General features: G+C 54.9%; 16 protein-coding genes. 8 read left to right on the top strand and 8 right to left on the bottom strand.

The genetic code is table 11. From position 1 onward, the window contains the following. Window positions 1-212 precede the first annotated feature (212 nt). Window positions 213-455 (top strand): hypothetical protein, encoded by a 243-nt coding sequence (locus tag CKL79_RS03355; protein WP_121968162.1) that lies wholly within the window; start codon window positions 213-215, stop codon window positions 453-455. Window positions 456-548: 93 nt separating this feature from the next. On the opposite strand, the gene CKL79_RS03350 is transcribed toward CKL79_RS03355, so the two are convergent. Beyond that, window positions 549-1559, bottom strand: a complete 1011-nt coding sequence (locus CKL79_RS03350; RefSeq protein ID WP_121968161.1) for a DMT family transporter — start codon at window positions 1557-1559, stop codon at window positions 549-551. 153 nt (window positions 1560-1712) lie between these two features. Between CKL79_RS03350 and dusB the strand changes: the two genes are divergently transcribed. After that, the gene (dusB, locus tag CKL79_RS03345; RefSeq protein ID WP_121968160.1) at window positions 1713-2726 is read left to right on the top strand and encodes a tRNA dihydrouridine synthase DusB; all 1014 of its coding nucleotides are present in this window, start codon (window positions 1713-1715) and stop codon (window positions 2724-2726) included. Between the two features lie 250 nt (window positions 2727-2976). Continuing rightward, window positions 2977-3630: a DUF3318 domain-containing protein gene (locus CKL79_RS03340; RefSeq protein WP_121968159.1), complete on the top strand. Its 654-nt coding sequence runs from the start codon at window positions 2977-2979 to the stop codon at window positions 3628-3630. A gap of 40 nt (window positions 3631-3670) precedes the next feature. Here the strand turns inward: CKL79_RS03340 and CKL79_RS03335 are convergent, their stop codons facing one another. Continuing rightward, entirely contained in the window at window positions 3671-4738 is a 1068-nt protein-coding gene (locus CKL79_RS03335) for a CIA30 family protein (RefSeq protein ID WP_121968158.1), read from the bottom strand. A 543-nt stretch (window positions 4739-5281) separates the two neighbouring features. Here CKL79_RS03335 and CKL79_RS03330 point away from each other — a divergent pair. Beyond that, window positions 5282-6577: a glycosyltransferase family 4 protein gene (locus CKL79_RS03330; protein WP_121968157.1), complete on the top strand. Its 1296-nt coding sequence runs from the start codon at window positions 5282-5284 to the stop codon at window positions 6575-6577. 34 nt (window positions 6578-6611) lie between these two features. On the opposite strand, the gene CKL79_RS03325 is transcribed toward CKL79_RS03330, so the two are convergent. From CKL79_RS03325 to pdhA, 6 genes are all read right to left on the bottom strand, one after another. After that, complete coding sequence (locus CKL79_RS03325; protein ID WP_240518619.1) at window positions 6612-9431, bottom strand: UPF0182 family protein; 2820 nt, start codon at window positions 9429-9431, stop codon at window positions 6612-6614. A gap of 137 nt (window positions 9432-9568) precedes the next feature. Further along, the gene (locus tag CKL79_RS03320; RefSeq protein ID WP_121968156.1) at window positions 9569-9967 is read right to left on the bottom strand and encodes a hypothetical protein; all 399 of its coding nucleotides are present in this window, start codon (window positions 9965-9967) and stop codon (window positions 9569-9571) included. A gap of 59 nt (window positions 9968-10026) precedes the next feature. Next, a complete protein-coding gene (gene secF / locus CKL79_RS03315) occupies window positions 10027-11004 on the bottom strand; it encodes a protein translocase subunit SecF (protein WP_121968155.1) in 978 nt (325 codons plus the stop codon). Next, the gene (gene secD / locus CKL79_RS03310) at window positions 11001-12446 is read right to left on the bottom strand and encodes a protein translocase subunit SecD (RefSeq protein WP_121968154.1); all 1446 of its coding nucleotides are present in this window, start codon (window positions 12444-12446) and stop codon (window positions 11001-11003) included. Before secD ends, secF begins: the two co-directional genes overlap by 4 nt. Window positions 12447-12617: 171 nt before the next feature. Then, complete coding sequence (locus tag CKL79_RS03305) at window positions 12618-13601, bottom strand: alpha-ketoacid dehydrogenase subunit beta (protein ID WP_121968153.1); 984 nt, start codon at window positions 13599-13601, stop codon at window positions 12618-12620. Window positions 13602-13666: 65 nt separating this feature from the next. After that, entirely contained in the window at window positions 13667-14695 is a 1029-nt protein-coding gene (gene pdhA / locus CKL79_RS03300) for a pyruvate dehydrogenase (acetyl-transferring) E1 component subunit alpha (RefSeq protein ID WP_121968152.1), read from the bottom strand. 827 nt (window positions 14696-15522) lie between these two features. On the opposite strand from pdhA, the gene CKL79_RS03295 reads away from it, so the two are divergent. From CKL79_RS03295 to CKL79_RS03280, 4 genes are all read left to right on the top strand, one after another. Then, entirely contained in the window at window positions 15523-17781 is a 2259-nt protein-coding gene (locus tag CKL79_RS03295; RefSeq protein ID WP_121968151.1) for an IMS domain-containing protein, read from the top strand. Between the two features lie 323 nt (window positions 17782-18104). Then, the gene (locus tag CKL79_RS03290) at window positions 18105-18716 is read left to right on the top strand and encodes a DUF3038 domain-containing protein (protein WP_121968150.1); all 612 of its coding nucleotides are present in this window, start codon (window positions 18105-18107) and stop codon (window positions 18714-18716) included. Further along, window positions 18713-19879 carry a DUF4335 domain-containing protein gene (locus CKL79_RS03285; protein ID WP_121968149.1) on the top strand — a complete coding sequence of 389 codons (1167 nt, stop codon included), beginning with the start codon at window positions 18713-18715 and terminating at the stop codon, window positions 19877-19879. The genes CKL79_RS03290 and CKL79_RS03285 overlap by 4 nt, the downstream gene beginning before the upstream one ends. A gap of 23 nt (window positions 19880-19902) precedes the next feature. After that, window positions 19903-21036 (top strand): OmpA family protein, encoded by a 1134-nt coding sequence (locus CKL79_RS03280; RefSeq protein ID WP_121968148.1) that lies wholly within the window; start codon window positions 19903-19905, stop codon window positions 21034-21036. Window positions 21037-21161: the final 125 nt, after the last annotated feature.

Raw genomic sequence — 21161 nt, 5'->3', positions numbered from 1 at the left:
AATAATTGTATCAAGTCGTATATGGGCGCTCTCAAGTCTGTTGAGCTGCGTTGAGTCAGGGCTCATCGGGGGCCGGTCTACCCCCCCTTTTTGACTGAACTTTGATCGATTGTGCTTTTAACAGTTAAGCGTTCGGCCCGGTGCTAAGCCCCACTCTGCTTCTTGGCAGAGTTCAGGTATGAGAGAATTCATGACCCTTCTGAGGAATAGCTGTGCCCAAGCCTTGCCGCCAACCGCTCACGCCTAACCCCTTTGAAACGTACCGAGACCCGCTGACAGGCCGATGGCAGGTAGCGTACCCAGCCAAATCTCAGCCGGCTGATGTGTCTGCTTCGGTGACTCAGATTGCGGAGACCCAAGTTGGAGGGGAGCGCAAGCGCTTTTCTCTAGGAGAAGCCATGCCCGCACCGCAGCGGCTGCATTGGGACAGCGCATCCCGAACGAAAGTAGCCTGAGCTTGAGCGATAAATCGATCAAAGCACCTAAGATTCTGCCTGCATTCTGTCTCCTGTCTCCTGCATTCTGACCCCTGTCTCCCACTTCATAACTCAACTGATAAAAAACAGCAGCCACACCCCACTGAGGGCGATCGCTGCCCCTACAGTTGCTCGCCAGCTAATGTGATCGCCCAGCAGTGCCGCCATCGGCAGCACAAACAGCGGACTGGTTGCTAGCAGTGACTGGGCAATGCCCGCAGCCGTATATTTTAAGGCGATTTGCTGTAGCCAAATGCCCAGATAAGTGGCAAAAAAAGCAGCGATTCCGACCGCCGCTATCAGGCGAGGGGTCTTTAGCGCTGCCAGACTGCTGCGCCAGCGAATCTGCCAGGTGCCTTGCGCCTCAGCGACTGCGCTGCGCTGATATTCGCCCAGACGCTGGGGCTGCACGGCGACCAAAATGCCCATAAACACCAGCCCTGCCAGCAGCCTGAGCAGCGAACTCCACAGCGGATCGACCGTCGTATTAGCCAGGGCTGCTCGCGAGAGTACCGCGCCCGATGCCTGACAAAAGGTCGCTAGCAGCGCCACCTGAATGCCTGCGCCCCATTTTTTCTGATCGGTGCCGGGCACCCGCTCACTGATCACCCAGGCAACCCCTAGCAAGGTCAGCCCAATACCCACGACAGCCATTGGCGACAGTTGCTCGGCTAAAAATATCCAGGCGAGTACGGCTGCCATTGGCGGTGCCAGGGTCTCTAACAGCAGTGCCCGCCGCGCTCCCAAAGTATTGATTGCAGAAAAGTAAGCCGTATCGCCTAGCCCGATGCCGATGCCGCCACTGAGCAGCAGATAGAGCGTGGCAGTGACTGGAAAGGCGGATGTGTCTGAAGCTGAGGCGGCTGCCGCTGGTAGTGCGGGTCGAATGGCCAGCGTGATTAAGATGAAGGCGATCGCGAATAGTCCTTTCGCCAGATTCAGGACAACGGGCGCAAGCTGCCGCCCCATTCTGCCAAACATCAGCGTTGCTGCTGCCCATAAGATCGCCGCTGTTAGCGCTGCTGCTTCACCGATGAGCGGCTGGCCAGTACTACTGATGGCGATCAGTCCATATAACGGCATTGTTTATCTCCTTGCACATCCCTCATCCCTCATCACCATAGAATAGTGTTTTAAGCTAAGCGCTATTGCGCACAGGATATGTCCGTGACGACTCTGACCTCTACAGCCGTATCCAAGACACCTGAACGATCAGGGCTGTCTGATGAATGGGACATGGATCAGTTAGAACTGATGCGATCGCGCCTCCAATCTCCCCTGCAAATTGGCAGTGTCACCATCAATAGCCGAGTGCTGCAATCTCCGCTATCTGGCGTCACCGACAAGGTCTTTCGGCGGCTGGTTCGTCGCTATGCCCCAGTTTCAATGATGTATACCGAGATGGTCAGCGCTGCTGAGATGCATCATTTGCGCCGCCTGCCCGAGGTGATGGATATCGACCCCGACGAGCGACCGATCAGCATTCAGCTATTCGACTGCCGCCCCGACTTTTTGGCAGAAGCCGCTCGTAAAGCCGTTGATCAGGGCGCAGACACTATCGACATCAACATGGGCTGCCCTGTCAACAAAATCACAAAAAATGGCGGCGGATCTTCTCTCCTGCGCGACCCGGCTACCGCCATCCAAATCGTCGAAGCGGTCTGCCAAGCCGTCAGCGTGCCGGTTACCGTCAAAACCCGGATTGGCTGGTCAGATGAAGCGATTAACGCTGTTGAATTTGCTCAGCAGATGGCGGCAGCAGGGGCGCAGATGCTGACGCTGCATGGCCGTACCCGCGCCCAGGGCTATACCGGTAGCGCTCGCTGGGAATGGATTGCTAAGGTCAAAGCGGCGCTAGATATTCCAGTGATTGCCAATGGCGATATTGTCTCTGTAGACTCTGCCCTGCGGTGCTTATTGCAGACTCAGGCAGATGGCATCATGTGCTCAAGAGGAACGCTAGGTTATCCCTTTTTAGTGGGCGAAATCGATCATTTCCTGAAGACCGGTCAGCGACTGCCTGCGCCTGGCCCGGTCGAACGATTGCAGTGCGCCCGAGAGCATCTGATTATGCTATGGGAATACAAGGGTGTGCGAGGTATTCGTCAGGCCCGCAAACATATGGCCTGGTACGCCAAAGACTTTTTGGGTGCCGCCGAACTGCGCGATCAGCTTTGCCGGGTAGACTCGGTAGCGCAGGGATGTTATTTGCTAGATGAGGCGATCGCTCAGCTTCAAGATTCTTTGTAATAATGAACGCGGCTCATCCTCAAAAATTCGCAAAGCATAAAAATCTGCGAAGATATGAGGAGGACGGTAATACACCAACGCCGCCCATGCTGCAAGCGTGCTATAACCAATACCTAAGCGTGCAGTAGCGCAGATCACTTGTGGGTACGGCGGGTTACCTGATCTAAACCCTGATTCCGCCTGATTTGACCGCTTTTGAGCAGCCATTGCACCTCTATCTTCTACCTGCCGTTAGATCGCTTTTAGACCTATGACCTCCTACGCTAGCTACACTTCACCCCGCGCCGACATTGGTGAACTGCGTCGTCTGAGGAGCCTGCTGCCGCCCGAGCTACAGAGCTGGGTTACCGTAGAGCCTGCTACCGATGTAGCGCCGCCGCTGATTACCTGCGAAGAGCTAGGCCGCGACCAGGTCGAAGTACAAATTGACTTGATCAAGTGGGAGCAGCTCGCTATTGACCAGCGCAATCTGCTGTTCTGGCATGAGGTGGCCCGCGTTCAAAGCGATACTATCCCTCGTGATGGCTGGGAGATGGCGGCGCTGGCGATTGGTCTGGGCGGCGCAGTCGGTGAGCTGTGGGTGCAAGATGGGTTATTGCTGCTATTAGCAATGGGCCTATGTGGGGTTTCTGGCTGGCGGCTTTACAAGCGCAACAACGGTCAGAAGACGCTGCAAGAATCGATTACAGCCGATGAAAAGGCAATTTCTATCGCCACTCGCTTTGGCTATACGCTGCCTAACGCCTACAAGAGCCTCGGCAGCGCTCTCAAGACTCTGATTGAGCAAACGCCTAAGAAAAAGCAGCGCGATCGCTACATTCGCCGCCTGGAAGCACTGAAGAAAAGTGCCAATCGCGCCAAGCAGGAAGTAAAAGGTGATCGCACCCCTCGTCCTTCTTACTAGCTTTCAACTATCTATTAGATTAGCCATCAGCTGACAAACCCTAAGCCAGCGCTTGCGTAATTGCACCCAGCAGATCTTCGCGGCCCGGTTCGATGAGCCGGTAGTCTACCGGCGCGTTCGCGAGCGCTGCCTGTAAACGTTCGTACTCGGCTTTGTCTTGAGCGATCGCCACTAGCGGTACCCCCCAGCGCGGACGGTACGCGCCAATATCGCTCACCACCAGCTGAAAAGGCCCAGCTGTAAACTGAGGGTTGAGCCGCTGGTCATATTCAAATTTGCTCAGCATCAGCTGCAAAGAGACGATTCGCGCTGGGTCAAACGGGGCAGCATCTGGCAGCGATCGCGCTCGAAAAGTAGGCACCAGCTCGTCAAATGGGATGTCAACTACCGTCCAAGCGTCCGCTGTCGTCTCAAAAGAGTGGATGTATCCAGGGCTGTCCCAGCCATCGTTATTGCGCAAGATTAGCTTGTAGCGCTGCCCGTCTCCTTTGACCTTGAGCCGCAGCCCTCTCCATCCTGAAAAGCTAAACGGCGGGTCGAAGTTTTTGGTTCTCACCGATGAAAAGCCACCCGAATTCTCAGTGGATACACTGCCAGCAAACACTGCGCTCTGATCTCTGAGAAAAAAGCTTCCCTGGCTGACGCCCCCCATCACCACATCATCCAGCTCGCCCCAAGCTGACAAGTCACCCTTCGAAAAGTCAAAGATCGTTTGCTCAACGCTTGCGGTTTCACCTAGGTAGACAGCTAAGTCAGCAGCCAGTGTTGAAGCGGCAGGCGCAGCTAAAACAATTACCGTATCGGCTGCTCTAATCAGCTGGCTGAGTTCGCCGGTTGCGACGGTAGCAGGCACTGAGGCCAAAGGATAGAAGATAAGATCTGCTGACGACAGGTTCTGCGACTGCAGCGAATTGAACAGATCAGAAGTGCGATCGCCGATCACAACGGCCTTTTTAACTGCGCTCATAGTCACACCAGGGACAGTTGGGTTTTTTCCTAACAGCTGCTGCACCCAACGAAAGCTGCCGACAAACGGAATCTCGCCAAAGTAATCCAGCGTCGTCAAAAATTTTGCCAGATCCCACTGAGCTTTTTCCTGAGAAGACATCTAGCTCTCCTTGTCTACAAGTGTTGAGTGAAACAACCGCTGCGGGCTATCAACGAAATGCGTAAATGAACTGAGCTTTCTCCCTGGCTGATTGGGAATAAGTAGAGTCAGTCCTGAAGTAACTATTATCACCTATTTATAGCCGTCAGTTCGCCCGCAGCATTTTCGCGCCTGATCATGGCTGTCCTTGATACAGAAGATCTTCCATCTCTGAGCAGGCTGCTTGAGCTGCCTTTTCCTGTCCGTATGAATTGCTTCCAATCTTCGTGCAGCCGGTTCTCCGCCTACGTGGCTTTTTATAAACTTCACAGAAACCGCCCCCCCTCTCTAAAGATTAGCTGAAGCTAGAGAGAGATCAGTCGGCCTCTTTGTCTAGTGTCGTTAGTCTTGGGGTACCGCAAGTGACACAGCACACCAGGTGCTTCTCTATGTCGTCTAGCTTGCATAGTTTCAGTCCGCCGGTCTCATTTAGCCATTGCCTCTACGCTTCACTGCATCCCGAAACGCCCAGTCCCTGAACGATTAGTCCAAGAGCTACCACCCATGCGTGTCCTTCTCTATTCTTACAACTACTATCCAGAACCCATCGGCATCGCTCCCCTCATGACAGAACTTGCAGAGGGATTGGTGGAGAGAGGTCACAAAGTCAGGGTAGTCACGGCCATGCCGAACTATCCGCAGCGTAAGATCTACCCCGGCTACCGGGGCCAGCTCTACAAGCGTGAAGTCCGCAACGGCGTAGAAATTGAGCGCTGCTTTGTAGCCATTCGCCCCAAGCCCGGGCTGATTGGCCGAGCGCTATTAGACGGTAGCTTTGCGCTATTGAGCCTTTTCAAAGCTATCAGCGGCTGGCGACCCGATGTCATTTTGTCTACTAGCCCGTCTTTACCCGCTTGCCTTCCTGTCGCAGCAGCTCAAGCCTTTCACCGCTGCCCTACCGTTCTTAGCCTGCAAGACATTCTGCCGGAGGCCGCCGTTCAGACCGGGCTAATTACCAACAAGCTGGCTATCAAAGTTTTTGAGCAGCTTGAAAAATTTGCCTACGCCCACGCCAACAAGATTGCGGTGATTACGCCCTGTTTTGCCGAAAACCTGATCGGCAAAGACGTACCCAAGCGCAAGATAGAGTGCATTTCTAACTGGGTGGATGTCAGCTTTATTCAGCCCTTGTCAAAGGAAAATAACGCCTTCCGCCGCGCCCACGGCTTAACCGGAAAGTTTGTTGTCCTCTACTCTGGCAACATCGCTCGGACGCAGGGTGTGCGCACCATTATTCGGGCGGCGGCGCAAATGCAGGATAACCCCGACATTCGCTTTGTCATCGTCGGCGAAGAAAGCCAGCTCGCAGAATTAGAGAGACTGCGCTTAGAGCTGAACGTCCAAAACCTTCACCTGCTGCCGTTTGTGGGCCGCGAAGAGCTGCCAGAAATGCTCGCAGCAGCCGATGTCTCGCTGATTATGCAAAAGCAGAATGTAGTGGGCTTTAATATGCCTTCTAAAACTCAAGTAATCATGGCCAGCGGCCGACCGGTGATTGCTTCGGTGCCTTCTCATGGCGCTGCGGCTGAAGCGGTGCAGCACAGTCAGGCGGGTCTAGTGGTAGAGCCAGAAAGCCCAACTGAATTGACCAAAGCCGTTCAGTACCTGTATGACAATCCCAGCAAGGTCGAAGAGTTTGGCAAGCGAGGGCGGCAGTATGCCATTGACCACTACTCGTTTAACCAAGCGCTAGCGGCTTACGAGTCTCTATTGAGAAACGCTGTCGAGCCGCAAAGTGTCTTCGAGCCCGTTCAGAAAAAGTCAGCGGTACCTTTATCTCAAGAGCTACATAGCTCATAGCTAAGCTCATAGCTATAAGAGGTTCGCCAAACACTTATTCGCCATTGAGCTGCAGCAGCAGCTCGCCCAATCGCTGCTGAGACTGACCATAAGCAGACCAATCGCCAGCTTGTAGAGCCGCTTGGCCGTCCTCATAGGCTTCAATGGCAGCCTGTACCAGAGCGCTGGGCGCGCCAGTCGGGTTTCCAGAGGGATTTCCAGGGGCGGCTGATGCTGCTGAGCTATCTTCGGCTGGTGCGCTGCCAAAGATGGCCTCTAGTGCTTCGGGCAGCGTCTGGCGCATGACGATGGTGTTTTTGAAGGCGACAATGACTCGCTTGAGCTCGGGCAGCGCGCTCTGGTCTGCCTGCAAATAAACCGGCTCAAAATAGAGCAGAGACTGATCAACGGGGATCACCAGCAGATTGCCGCGAATGACGCTAGATCCCTGCTGGTTCCAAAGGGTGAGCTGCTCAGAAATGTCAGGATTCTGGTCGATGCGAGCTTCTACCTGCTGGGGGCCGTATACCAGCACCTGCTTGGGAAACTCGTACAGTACTAGCTGGCCATATTGATCCCCGTCGCAGCGAGCGGCCATCCAGGCAACCATGTTGTCTTTGCGGGAGGGGGTGAAGGGGAGAATTTGCAAAAACTCTTCACCGGATTCGTTGGGTAGCCGCATAATCACGTAGTAGGGCGGCATGGGTTCGGTTGTGCTGCTGTCTGTGAGCTGCTGCGGTACCTGCCAGAGATCTTCCTGGTTGTAGAACACCTCTGTATCTTCCATGTGGTAAGCCCGGTAAATCTGCGACTGAATTTGGAACAGATTTAGCGGGTAGCGAAAGTGGGCGCGCAGCTGCTCCGAAGCGGCTTCAAGGGGCGTGAACAGGTCGGGAAAGATTTTTTGATAGGTGGCTAAGATGGGGTCAGTGCTGTCAATGGCATAGACCGTGAGTGAGCCGTCGTAGGCATCAATGACGACTTTAGCGGCATCGCGAATGTAGTTCGTCCCGCTGGCGGCGATGTCTTCTAGCTGGCTCTGAGTAGACAGCAGGACGTCGGCGTCGGGGGAGATTGCTAAGGGTTCGGAATAGGGATAGCGATCGCTCGTTGTATAGCCATCTAATATCCACTGAAACCGCCCGTCAATCAGCGCTAGATAGGGGTCACTATCGAGCTGCAGAAAAGGCACAATCTGCTGCGATCGCTCGACGATATTGCGATGATAGTGAATCTTTGAGCTGCCGGTAAAGTAGTTAGAAATGAGCGGCTTAAAAGTGCCAAAGTCAAAAGCATAGGCCAGCTGCCGGAAGAATGAGCCCATCGGCACGCCGCCCGCGCCATCGTAGATGTTGCCAGCGTTGTCATTCCCTGAGGGATAGTCAAATTCTTCGGTGCTGGTGCCGGTATAGACGTAATGGTTGGTCTCTTCGCCGTAGTAAATGCGCGGCTGATCGATCTCAATGTCAGTGGAGGTCACAGGTGGAATATTTTTGATAAAAAAGTCGGGCAGACCCTCTACCGTGACCTGATTGACCGGGCTCATCGCCAGGCCATAGCCGTGCGTATATTTGAGGCGTTGATTGACCCAGTTTCTGGCCTTTTCGGGCACTGCGTCATAGTCGAGTTCGCGGGCGGCCAGCATGACTTGCCGGTAGTCGCCATCTAAGGTGTAGCGGTCAATATCGACATCGTGAAAGCGATAGTACAGCCGCAGGCTCTGCAGCTCTTGATAGGTGCTCAGCAGCGTTTGGTAACCCCAGAGCCGGATGTTATCGAGGGTAGCTGCGTTTTGCTCAAGCGCGGCATTATCCAGGCTGTCTTGGACAGTGAAATCCTCACGCTGCACGTTGGTTAGTCCGTATGCCTGGCGGGTAAAGTCGAGGTTGTGGGCAATGAAGGGGGCTTCTTTATCAAGTTCGTTAGGTTCTACCACAAGGCTCTGCTGAACCCAAGGATAGAGGCCACCCACTACCAAAAAGACGGCAAAGTATAGGGCGATGCTGGCAATGGGTAAAGAGAACCCCTGTCGCCACAGGGATACTATGAACAGAGCGGCAATGACGAGGGTAATGATGCCGAGAATACTGTAGGCATGTAGCCGGGCATTGGCATCGGTATAGCCAGCGCCAAATACGACGCCGCTAGCTGAGTAGAGCAGGTCGTAACGGGCTAGCCAGTAGCCGAGAGCTGCGACTAGAGCGATCGCACTCAACAGCACGCACAGATGCGTCTTTACTGGGCCCGTCAAAAAATACTTCCAGCCTCGCTCCAGGCGAATTTCTCCCTTCACGGCGTAGATCACAACCGAGATCAGCAAGGCCCACACCAGCAGCTCTAGCCCCTGACGCTGCAAGCCCTGGTAAACCGGCATCCGGAAAACGTAGAATCCAACGTCTTGCTGATAGATTGGGTCGGTAATATTAAAGGCAGTCGCGTTGAAAAATTTGAGTAAAGGTTCCCACGCCTGACTGCCGCGCTGCGCTGCACCGACTGCTAGCAGCACAATCAAACTCGCGCCGCCATAGGTGACTAACCCTGGAATAATCGATGCCCATTCGCTATTTTTTGGGGGGACATAGAAGGGGCGATCGCGCGTCAGCCACAGCGCCAGCCAATAGTTGGCAAACAAGACAGCGCCGTAAACGACAAAGGCCAAAACCGTGCAGAGAACGCTCCATCCTAAGCGCAACCGGAATACGCTATCAAAGCCGACTGTGCTAAACCACCAGTATTCAGTGAGCCAGTGCACTATCGTACCTGCGGAAGCCAGTAACAGCAGGACGATGCCCAGCAGCCACCACCATTTGCTGATGTAGGCAAGTAAAGTAGCGCGGCCATTGCCAGCGGAGCGATTGATGTGGGGTGAAGTCACAGAGATGAAGTGAAGAGGGCGGTCGATGTCACGATCATGAAGCCTTCAACTGCTAAAAGACCAAAACCGCTCCCAATACTCAATCTGACTTAACTCGATTGATGCCCGGCAAAAGGAGTGGCTTGCCCGTAAATTCTCTATTTTCCTGAATGAGATTCTGCAGGGCGGATAATTTTCCACTGAGGATGAGAGGGGCCTTGATTGCGAATTTTGTTGAGATGGGTGAGCAGGCGCGATCTTTCGCCGTCCGAGAGACCCCATAAGATGTGGCGGCTTTCGCTAACTAATAGGGCTAGCGTCATGCCGTAACACAGCCCTAACCCGATCGCTGCCCGGCGCTCGTAATAAAGCATGTAGCGCACCGCTGCCCAGGTGAAATACTCCCCGAGTTCTTGCAACCCTGAACGCAGCCACCACAAGCTGAGAATGCCTACGCTCAGCCAAAGCGCCAGACAAACCCACCACCAGCTACGCATCATGGCCCGTCGCAGCGCCTCGATTTCTTGAACTTCTTCAGCGTGATCGCGATCTATCATCTACTGTAAATATGAAATATAGATTTCTTGATGTCACAGTAATCCCGGCAAAGCCCTTTTTAGAGCGCACTTGGCGCAGAATCTGCTGGTTCATCAAAACCGGGCTCGTCAAAATCATCGTCTTCTGAGCGGCTGCGCCACCAGGCTAGCAGCGTACTGGCAATAAAAATGCTGGAATAGGCTCCGGCAATGAAGCCGGTAATCAGGCTCAGCGCAAAAAACTTCAGCGTTTCGCCTCCAAACAGCACAATGCTCAGTAGGGGCAGCACCGTCGTTAACGTGGTGTTAATGGAGCGGCCTAGCGTATCGTTTACCGATTCTTCGACGATGTTGTTGATTGAGCGGTTGGGCGTGCGCTTCAGGGTTTCACGAATGCGGTCGTAGATGACCACCGTATCGTTCACCGAAAAGCCCACGATAGTCAGCAGCGCCACAATAAACAGACTATCGGCTTCGTACCCAGTGACCAGGCTCAAGATGGAGAATATTCCTAGCGTCACCAGTACATCGTGCAGTAGCGCAACGATGGCAAGTACGGCATAGTCCAGGCGGAATCGCAAGCTGAGGTAGGCGGCAATCAGTGCAAACGACACCAGCAGAGACAGCAGGCCCGAGGTCAGCAACTGCTTGCCGAGGGTTGGGCCAACCGTGTCGTTTTTGGTAGCCTGCGGATCAATGGTGCCAATCGCCTCTGCTAAGCGCGATTGCAGCTGATCGCGCTGATCGACATCTAAGTTGCGGGTGCGAACCACCACCGACTGCTGCTGCTCACCTAGCAGCTGAATGCTACTGCCGGTCAAGCCTTGTTCATCTAGCACCTGCCGAACATCGGCAATGTCAATCAGCTCGGCGCAGTTGTCAGCAACGCTGCAATCGCGGGCAAGCTGCAACCGCGTACCGCCGACAAAGTCGAGGCTGGGCTTAATCGGCGCGCCATACTGCTGCCATGAAAACGCCATCGACGCCATCCCGACCAGGATAATCGCTCCAGAAATGCACCACCAGAGGGTGCGTTGCTTGATGACGTTGAGTTTCATTTTGAAGCGCTAGGAGAAGGGGATGAATCGGGTCTAGAAGCTGCGCCTGTGGGCAGAGCATCAACGCCCGGACAGAACAGATTGGGCTTGCGAAACTGCGGAAAGCCAATGGTGAAAAACAGCAGCGTGCGGCTACAGGTAACCGCCGTAAACATACTGATGATTACCCCAATTGCCAGAGTCAGGGCAAAGCCTCGTACCAGTCCCGTTCCCAAAAAGAACAGGGCGCCGCAGGCAATCAGTGTGGTCACATTACTATCGAGAATGCTGGAAAAAGCTCGGTAAAATCCAGATTCCACCGAACGGTAAAGACTCTTGCCTGCTCGCAGTTCCTCACGGGTGCGCTCAAAAATCAGCACGTTGGCATCTACCGCCATGCCGACGCTGAGAATGAATCCGGCAATGCCAGGCAGCGTCAGCGTGACCCCTAGCAGGTTATAAGCGGCCCAAGTGAGTATGGCATAGACCACTAAGGCAATATCTGCTAGCAGCCCCGGCAACCGGTAGTAGACTGCCATGAAAATTAGTACCAGCACCAAACCAGATATGGCCGCATATAAGCTGCGCTCGACGCTGTCTCTGCCTAAAGTTGCACCTACTGTGCGGTTCTCAACGATTTCTACCGGTAGGGGAAGCGAGCCGCCGCGCAGCTGAATTTCTAAATTGCGAGCGGCTTCTGCATCGAAGCTGCCGGTAATCTGGGCGCGGCCACCGATAATGCCGGTTTTAGCGTTCGACACATCAACCCCCGGGGCGCTGATCAGCTGATTGTCTAGAAAAATGCCGAGGCCGCGTCCGGTGCCCGCGATGTCGCGAGTGAGCTGAGCAAACAGGTCTGCGCCTTCGCTGTCAAATTCGATATTGACCTGCCACGCACCGCCAGGGCCACCCACGGGGCTGGCGATCGCATCTTTCAACTTGTCACCGCCCAGATCGGATTCGGCAAACAGGGCCAGAATGTCTTCTTGGTTGGCTTCAATCGCCGCCTGATTCGCTGCGATTGCTGCTTCATCCCCGTTGTCTACTAATGCCTGCTGCTGATTTTGCTGCTGCTGAGCAATCGTTTGCAGCGCCCGAAGTTGTCCTTCAGTACCCGGCTTTTGGTTGCGAAATTCTAGCTGCGCTGTGCCGCCTAATACCCGTTCAGCCTTTTCCGGGTCGCTCACGCCCGGTAGCTGAATCGAGAGCTGATTTTGCCCGACGCTTTGCACCACCGCTTCGGAGACGCCCAAGCCATTCACCCGGTTTTCAATCACTCGCTGAACGGCGGCTAGCTCGCGCTCACCCACATTGGGGATTTGCTCACTGGGCTGTATCTGCATCGTTAGCTGGGTGCCGCCCCGCAGGTCTAACCCTAACTGGGTGGGGATCTGCACAATAATGACTATCGCCGCAATCGTCAGCGCTAGCAAAGCGGCCAGTATCGAGCGTTGCTTACCCAAGTTGCTTACCTACCCAAATCAATACAAGGTGCGATCGCAGCCGTCTAATCCGACCGACGCAGCCCGACGCAGTTAAATATCCTAATACCTAACTGCCTCAATCTTAGCGACCGAGGCAGAAAGATTGACGAATTGTGACGCCAGCCTATGGCGCTAGCCTATGCCCCTAGCCTACAGTCGGCCCTGCATAATTTTTTCGACGGCTTCTTCAATCTGCGCGGGCTGCACAATGGTCAGATCTTCTAGCCCTTTGTTATAGGGTGTAGGGATATCTTGAGACGATAGGCGAATCACCGGCCCGTCTAGCTCATCAAAAAAGCGATCGTTAATAGACGCAATAATCTCTGCGGCAATTCCGCCCGTTCGCATGCACTCTTCGACAATGATCACCCGGTGGGTTTTACGAATTGATGCCCCAATGGTGTCATAGTCAATCGGCTTCAGCGAGATCAGATCGATTACCTCAGGGTCATAGCCCTTTTGCTCTAGCGACTCTACTGCCTTCATGACGTGGTAGCGCATCCGCGAGTAGGTCAAAATCGTTACGTCTTTACCGGAGCGTACCGTTTCGGCCTTGTCTAGGGGCAAAATGTACTCATCATCGGGCAGATCTTCCTTATTGAAATAGAGCAGCACATGCTCAAAAAACAGCACCGGATTGTCGTCGCGAATCGCGGCCTTGAGCAACCCCTTGGCATTGCGCGGCGTTGAGCAGGCGACAATTTTGAGGCCGGGCACCGCCTGGAAATAAGCTTCTAGCCGCTGAGAGTGCTCTGCCCCGAGCTGCGATCCCACCCCGCCTGGGCCACGAATCACCACTGGAATTTTGAAGTTGCCGCCGGAGGTGTAGCGCAGCATGCCGGCGTTATTAGAAATTTGGTTAAAAGCCAGTAGCAAGAACCCCATGTTCATGCCTTCGATGATTGGCCGCAGCCCGGTCATAGCCGCGCCGATGCCCATGCCGGTAAAGCTGTTTTCTGCAATCGGGGTATCGAGCACGCGCAGCTCGCCGTACTTGTTATACAGGTCTTTGGTGACTTTGTAAGAGCCGCCGTACTGACCGACATCTTCACCCATGACCATCACAGTTTGGTCGCGGGCCATTTCTTCGTCGATCGCTTCGCGAAGGGCGTCAAATAAAAAGGTTTGTGCCATGAGGAGAGGATGGGGAAATTGAGAGTAGAGGGTTGAAAATTTACGAAATTAAAGACGCGGGCAGCTTAGTCTTCGGCGAAGATATATTTGTAGAGATCGGCAGGATTCGGATCTGGGCTCTCTTCGGCAAAGGTGAGGGCGTCTTCTACAACCTCGGTGATCTTGCTGCGGATGGATTTGAGGTCGGCTTCGCTGGCGAGGTCTTGCTCTAGCAGGTAGGCTTCAAATCGTTTGATCGGATCGCGATCGCGCCACAGCTTTTTCTCATCGGGCGATCGCAGCTCATCCGGGTCAGCCACCGAGTGTCCCCGGTAGCGATAGGTCAGGCACTCTAGCAGCGTTGGCCCTTCGCCAGCGCGGGCCCGCTCGACAGCCGTTTTAGCCGCTGCCCGCACGGCCAGCACATCCATCCCATCGACCTCATAGCCAGGCATGCCAAAAACGCTGGCCTTCTTATAGATTTCGGGCTGCGAGGCCGCCCGCTCGTGGGCCATGCCAATCGCCCACTTGTTATTTTCTACGACAAAGATAATCGGCAGCTTCCACAGTGCCGCCATGTTCAAGCATTCAAAAAATTGACCGTTATTAGTCGTCCCGTCACCAAAGAAAGACGCCGTCACCTGGTCAGCACTAGCATCGCCCATCGCCTCGCGGCGATAGCGAGTTTGAAAAGCCGCGCCCAAGCTGACCGGAATGCCTTCCCCAATAAAAGCGTAGCCGCCCAGCATATTGTGCTCTTTGGAGAATATGTGCATAGAGCCACCCCGCCCCTTACTGCAGCCAGTCTCCTTGCCAAACAGCTCGGCCATCACTGCCCGCGCACTCACCCCAGCGCTGAGCGCATGAACGTGGTCACGGTAGGTGCTGCAGACGTAGTCATCGGCGCGCATCGCCTTGACTACACCCGAGCAAACTGCCTCTTGCCCGTTGTACAGGTGCACAAACCCTTTGACCTTGCCTCGCTGATACAGTTCAGCGCACTTGTCTTCGAAGTAGCGCCCCAGCACCATGTCTTCATAGATCGTCAGGCCCTCGCCAGTCGTCACCTGGGGAGAGGCCGACTGAAAGGTCGGCAGTGGTCTTTCCTGAACCATAGGTTTGTGTCCCTTTTGTCCTTAAATCTGCTGTGCCAAATATTGATTATTCGCTCAAACTGCCAAACAAGCAAACTATCATGCCATTTCTCACGACCCATTTTCATGACCCATTTGCTGATGACATCAAAGCTGACTTGAGCTGATCGGCTGCCGTTGGTCTCTACGCCGTTAGTCTCTACAAGAGTGACTCGTCGAGCGTGACAGTTGCCTCATTTGAAACGGAGTTCGCAAGTAATTTACGATGCCGAGTTCAGCGCTTAATATTTGCTTAACCAAGCTAGCTCAATCATAGTAGTTTCTTCGCCCTAATACTGATCAGTCCGAACACTTACTGGCAGCTAGATCAAGACTGTTGCTGTAAACTTTGGTAGGCCGTCAGTAGCCCGTCTGGGGTTTGCGTCCGTCGGTCTACAGGGGCCTATGGATAAGGAGTCTATGGGAAACCTTGTCGGCGGCGGCTTGACAAATCAGACGGTACGTTTGAAGCTATGCCAACGCCCAGATTTCACTGCTTATTTGACGATATACCCGCCTCCATCTAACTATTAGTAGATGATCACAGATAATAATAAGTAGATGCGCTGTTTTATAGAGCGTTTATTTATTGAGCTTCAGCCTTGAAATACGCTACGTTTGATAGCGATTATGGATACAGCTGAGCGTGAGCCGATAAGCAAAAGCGATTTGGCTCAGCGCAAACAGCAGCAGCACAGCAGACGCAAAATCAGCCGTAGCGCAGCATTGCCGCGAAAGCGGTCACCATTGGGGATGGCGGTCTCCATGAGTTAAGTAAAAGATTGGTTCAATGGCTGGGGATACAAAGAGTGCGAATTCCGCTGGACTATTATCGAATTCTAGGACTGCCGATTCAGGCGACCGCTGAGCAGCTCAAGCAGTCGCACCGCGATCGCACCCTCCAGGTTCCCCGACGGGAGTACTCAGAGCTGGCCATTGAGTCGCGCCGTCAGCTCATTGATCTGGCTTACAGCGTCTTGGGCGACAGCATGCGCCGAGCCGAGTATGACCAGGAGTTTTTAGCCGCCTCTAAAAGCCTGAGTCAAAGCTTGGCTCAAGGCGCTGGCCAGACCGAAGACCTGGATGCTCATGTCCCAAGTATTGAGATTGAAGATCATCAGCTCGTCGGCGGACTGCTGATTTTGCTAGAGCTGGGCGAATACGAACTCGTTCTGCGGTTGGGCCGGGCCCATCTAAAGCGCGACGACAGCACTCCCGAGGGGCAGCAGCTCAAAGCGCAGCCAGCGCTGCCTGACATTATTTTGAGCCTGGCCGTTGCCTGCCTGGAGCTAGGCCGTGAAGAATGGCAGCAAAATCACTACGAGCACGCCGCCGAATCTTTAGAAACGGGCCGAGAGCTGCTGCTGCGAGAAGACCTTTTTCCTGTGCTGCGGGCTGAAATTCAGTCTGACCTCTATAAGCTGAGGCCCTATCGCTGTTTGGAGCTGATTGCCCGCCCGCTAGAGCAAAAGCAGCCCAGACAAGAAGGAGTCAATCTGCTGCGAGGAATGCTGCAGGATCGCGGCGGCATTGATGGCGCAGATGACGACCTCTCTGGCTTGGGGGTCGATGATTTTCTTAGATTTGTGCAGCAATTGCGGGGCTACCTGACCGCCGCTGAACAACAAGAAGTTTTTGAGGCTGAGGCCCAGCGCCCTTCAGCGGTAGGCACCTATCTGGCGGTTTATGCGCTGCTCGCACGGGGCTTTGCCCAGCATCAACCGGCGCTGATTCGCCGGGCTAAACAAATGCTGCTGCGGCTGAGTGGCCGTCAGGATGTGCATTTGGAGCAGGCCGTTTGCGCTGTGCTGCTGGGCCAAACGGAAGAAGCCAGCCGGGCGCTGGAGCTTTCCCAGGAGTATGAACCGTTAGCTTTTATCCGTGAGCACTCTCAGGGATCGCCCGATCTGCTGCCGGGGCTCTGCCTGTATGCCGAAAACTGGCTGCAGCAAGAGGTCTTTCCGTTTTTTCGCGACCTGGATCAAGCACCCGCAACCCTGAAGGACTACTTTGCCGACAGCTCGGTACAGACGTTTTTAGAAAATCTGCCGCTGGCCAATGAGCGCAGTAACCGGCAGTCGTCCTGGGCACAGTCCAGCCAAGAAACTGAGCGGGAGACATTTTCAGAGCGGAGCGCTGCCAGCCCTGCCCTCACGGCTGCTAGCTTCGGCCAATCTAGCGCGCCTGCGGAGTCCGATCCTACCTATGAAGGTCCTTTCACTTTAGGTAAGCCAGGGAGAGAGATGGGATCGGGCGATCGCCCCTTCTCATCCAGCGGCACCGGCAATGTGACTAGCAATGTTACCGGGCTAGGCCAGACCGCTAATCTGTCCAGCGTTGCCGAGAAGATTTCGCAGCTATCGCCGTCCGGTCAGTTGGTAGGGAATTCGGTTGACCAGTCAGAGCCACCGGCCCGCAGCCGAGAAAACACTGATTCGGTTGGCGGGACTGCCCTGAGAGCGCGCCGCAGTCGCCGGCCTTCTCCTAAATGGGGTCGGCTCGCTGCTGTGATCTTGGCGGGTTTGCTTTGTTTAGGGCTAGCGGGCATTTTGGCCATGCGCGTGATTGGTCTATTGGGCAGCAGCAGCAGTCCTGAAATAGAGGGCGAACCGCTGGATATTGAGATCAATCAGCCGCCCATCGAAACGGAATCGCCAGATGCCGCTGCTGCCCCCTCTCCGGCGGATGCCGCTGGCATTGCCGAGACGACCATTACCCAGTGGCTTGAGACTAAGCAGGCAGCCTACGCTAGCGACTACGATAGCAGTGGACTAGAAGATGTTTTAACAGGGTCGGCGCTGAGTCGCTCGCAAGGCAAAGTACAGACAGCACAAGCAGATGACTGGTATGTAGACTATACGCATGGCGACGTGAAGGTGCTATCGGTAGAGCCAGAAGATGCGACGGATGCCGACCAGCTCTCGGTAGAGGCAGAAGTCACAGAATCAGCGACGTTTTACGAGGCAGGCCAGCGCGTTGATCAGTACTCTTACACCGATGATGTCGTCACTATTGGCTACGATCTGGTTCGCCAGGATGGCCAATGGCTGATTGAACAATTCAGATAGGATTTGGACAGTCTGGTCTGAAGAGTCTGATTTGGATCTGCTTTAGTAGGACCTGCTTTAGATAGTTTAAAAGTCGCTCATAGCATCTCAGTCGGCTAGATGACTGGCACCGCTTCAGCGCTCAAATCAAGAGAGATTGTTGTATAACGGTAGCGTTTCGGGCAACTTTTAGAGGAACATAGCACTGAGGGGCATCTTTAGCTGAGACCCGAACCAGGGCCAAAGTCAATGCCAAAGTCAATATTTATCTATTTTGGCGGGCGATCCCTCAATGTCCATGAAATATGTTTTGATAAGACCTCTGAGTGAATAGTCGCCAACGTATGCAAGTACAGAGTCTCCCTACCGCCCAACCCTCTGATCCGCAGCCGATTGAGCGGCTGATCACGCCTGCAGGGGTTGCCAACGAATGCTCCAGGCGAGCAAAAACGCAGATTGACCTGCTTTTGCTCGCGATTGAGGCGCTCGATCTCGGTGGCGCGGAGGCCATGCTGACTTCGGCTAAGGAGCTGGGGCTAGACGAGGTGATTCGCGGCCGCGTCAATCTGTGGCTGTTGCGCAGCCGTAATCCGCTGCGTCGTTTTAGTCAGCGGCAGCCAATGGCTTTGGCAGAGGGTAAAGCACTGGTGCTGATCACCTGCTTTTTGGCCCGACGGCTGACGGTGCTAATTCGTCAGCTGCTGCTGGGCTATCAGCAACTGAGCGATCAGGGCCTTTCCTACGAGCATCACTTTCGGCTGTCGGAGTACCTGTCTCGCTTTCGCTCTCACTTTCGGGCGCGGATGAATGCAAAGCGATCTGGGGTAATGGCCTACAGCACGGACGAAAAGCTGGATGAGCTAGCGATTGAAATGTTGACCAAGCTGCTGTTCTGTACGGGTACAGATGGGGCAGATCGGCTTTGGGTCAGTCTTTTTGACGGAGAAGTGTCATGACGATTCGGCGACAGTACCAACTGCCCAACTGCAGCTTGGTCTTAGATGGGTTGAGTACGGATGCGGGGCCAGGCAGCGAAGCTGTGATGTCACTGCTAGTGAACGCAGAATGTCAGATCAGTGGTCAGGAGAAGTCGCTCAACGGTGGCTACAGTTTTTTTGCTGCGCTGGTGCGGGCGGTCAGCCAGTACGCTCAAGAAGTGCTGGGCGGTTTTGCCCATCCGCAGGTGATGGAAGGCGACCCCCTGCTAGTGCATATCAATCCGGGCGATGGCCCCTATCATCACCTGGTTGTGCAGCCTGAGATTATTGACATGGGAATGCCCAGCGATGGCCGCGCCCTGGATATTCAGCTCTCGACCGTGCAGCTATTTGACCTGACTGAGGCGGTCAATCAATTTTTTAGCGACAGCCAGACGCTGCCGGAGCTATTGCCAGCCCTGACCCCCTTATCTCGCCGATTTGTCCATCCTGAAGTGCCGCTGAGCGATCGCGTTAAGCCTGCCATTTTAGGTATTGGTGGGTTAATCGCTGCCACCCTGGCTATCGGCTTGCTGCCCCTGCCAAAAATGCGCGACCCTGCTTTAGATAGCCGCCCCGACAGTGCTGCCGAAGTTCGCCCTGTCGATGGTGCCAGTGCCGACGCGCCACCAACTGACGAACCAGCTACGCCCGATGTTGCTGCACTGCCGACTGAGCCAGAAGCCTCAGAAGCCGTAGATGAGCCAGAAGATACGTCAGAAATTGAACCTGCTACCCCAGCGCCGACCGATAGCGCAACTGACAGAGCAACTGCTGAGCCAGCGCGAGAACCGGTAGCGGCCCAGCCCTTAGCCCCAGCCCCATCGCCTGCTACCCCGCCTAGTTCGGCAGAAGTCGCAACGCTGAATGACCAGCTCAGGCGTACCTTGGTAGAAAACCGTGAGCAGCCCAGGGTTGGCAGCGACTCAGCGGCTTACCGGGTGCGCATTACCGAAGATGGCACTATCACTGGCTACGAACCGCTGGGCCAGGATGCGGTTGCCGCCATTGATGAGACGCCGCTGGCAAGCCTGGTAGAATCCGCGCCAGCAGCAGCGCCATCGGTTGACTATCGGGTAGTTTTCACAGAGCGCGGCGTCATTGAAGTCAGCCCTTGGGAGGGCTGGAGCTATTATGAGTAAGGTGACTAATAGGAGACTGGTTTGTGGTAGACGAGCTGGCATCAGATGGGTCTGAAATTAACGCAGACGTGCCCGGATCAGCGGCGCGCCCGTCAGCCTTTCACACAGCGCGGCCTAGCTTGAGCCGAGGCTTTGATGACTATCAGAGCGCCGATTCGCCCTTTGATTCACCTTTTTCTCAGCCCGCTGCCAGTGCTCCCCAATACCCTGGCAGTCCGCCCGCAAGTCCTAAAGAAACGCCCGGTGTCTATTCCCCCGCAGATGTCGCCGTTCCGCCCCTCGCCCCGCCGCCACCGCGATTTTGGGAGAAGCAGCCTTACAGCGCGATCGCTCACGTCGCTGCCCTCTGCGGGGCCATCACCGCCGCCTGGCTATTGGGGCTGATGGTTGCGCAGATAGCTCCCGGCAACTTTGCCAAACCGCCTCTACAAGAAGCCCTACTGCGCAAATCTAGCCGCCTGACTTCGCGGCTGTGGCACTTCCCTCAGCTGTGGCAGTCCCCTACTGCCGAAATTCGCATTGAAGCGATCCCGCTACCTGAGACCGGGCCCGTACTCACGCCGATTGACCTGCCGCCTCTAGAAAAGCAGCCGCTGGTCGACGAACTCAACAGCATCGAAACGGAAGTCATCACGCTTGACCGTCGCCTTCAGGCCCTAGAAGAACGGTTGGGCAGGCCCCCCTACCGGGGCACAGAGATTGAAAGCCGCATTAACTCTCTGCGAGCAGCCATCGATCCACCGCCCCGCCCTCAGGTTGAGCCCAGCTACGATCCCGTCCCTCAAGACCCCGGTGAAGACCTGCTAGAGGTTGCCAAGCTCAAAATTATCTTGCCTAGCGACGCTCTCTTTGCGCCGGGTCAAAGCGCTATCAAAGACGCGGCCCCGCTTGAGCAGGTGCTCGATCAGCTGGTGAACTATCCTGAAGCCAGTATTCTGATTCGCAGCTACAGCGACAATCAGGCAGGGGCGATCGCCAGCCGCGACTACACCCTCGCCCAAGCCAGTGCCCTCAGCGACTTCTTAGAAACAGCCTTACCCGGAGAGTACCGCTGGGTGGCACTAGGCGGCGGTCAGTCTCAGCCTGTCGCAAGCAACGACGATGCCGTTGGCAGGCAGCGCAACCGCCGCATCGAAATTTTTGTAGACACCCGCTAGCGAAAGACATAGCGTTACCCGGATGCATTCGGGTAACGCGAGTCACTTGGCCTGTTGTTATGCAAAGGTTTTGCCTGCGTTGCTGTATTGAAGCCAAGTGACCAACGCTATAGATTAAGGACACC

It is taken from the genome of Leptolyngbya sp. BC1307, assembly GCF_002286735.1.
Lineage (GTDB): Bacteria > Cyanobacteriota > Cyanobacteriia > Phormidesmidales > Phormidesmidaceae > Phormidesmis.
Note: the sequence above shows the minus strand (reverse complement) of the source record. Positions and strands in the feature narration are given on the sequence as shown.

Coding starts and splice junctions, on each gene's coding strand:
- CKL79_RS03330 (WP_121968157.1), top strand. CDS start 5,282: ATGCGTGTCCTTCTCTATTCTTACAACTACTATCCAGAACCCATCGGC.
- CKL79_RS03290 (WP_121968150.1), top strand. CDS start 18,105: ATGCAAGTACAGAGTCTCCCTACCGCCCAACCCTCTGATCCGCAGCCG.
- secF (WP_121968155.1), bottom strand. CDS start 11,004: ATGAAACTCAACGTCATCAAGCAACGCACCCTCTGGTGGTGCATTTCT.
- dusB (WP_121968160.1), top strand. CDS start 1,713: ATGGATCAGTTAGAACTGATGCGATCGCGCCTCCAATCTCCCCTGCAA.
- pdhA (WP_121968152.1), bottom strand. CDS start 14,695: ATGGTTCAGGAAAGACCACTGCCGACCTTTCAGTCGGCCTCTCCCCAG.
- CKL79_RS03285 (WP_121968149.1), top strand. CDS start 18,713: ATGACGATTCGGCGACAGTACCAACTGCCCAACTGCAGCTTGGTCTTA.
- CKL79_RS03320 (WP_121968156.1), bottom strand. CDS start 9,967: ATGATAGATCGCGATCACGCTGAAGAAGTTCAAGAAATCGAGGCGCTG.
- CKL79_RS03350 (WP_121968161.1), bottom strand. CDS start 1,559: ATGCCGTTATATGGACTGATCGCCATCAGTAGTACTGGCCAGCCGCTC.
- CKL79_RS03335 (WP_121968158.1), bottom strand. CDS start 4,738: ATGTCTTCTCAGGAAAAAGCTCAGTGGGATCTGGCAAAATTTTTGACG.
- CKL79_RS03340 (WP_121968159.1), top strand. CDS start 2,977: ATGACCTCCTACGCTAGCTACACTTCACCCCGCGCCGACATTGGTGAA.
- CKL79_RS03305 (WP_121968153.1), bottom strand. CDS start 13,601: ATGGCACAAACCTTTTTATTTGACGCCCTTCGCGAAGCGATCGACGAA.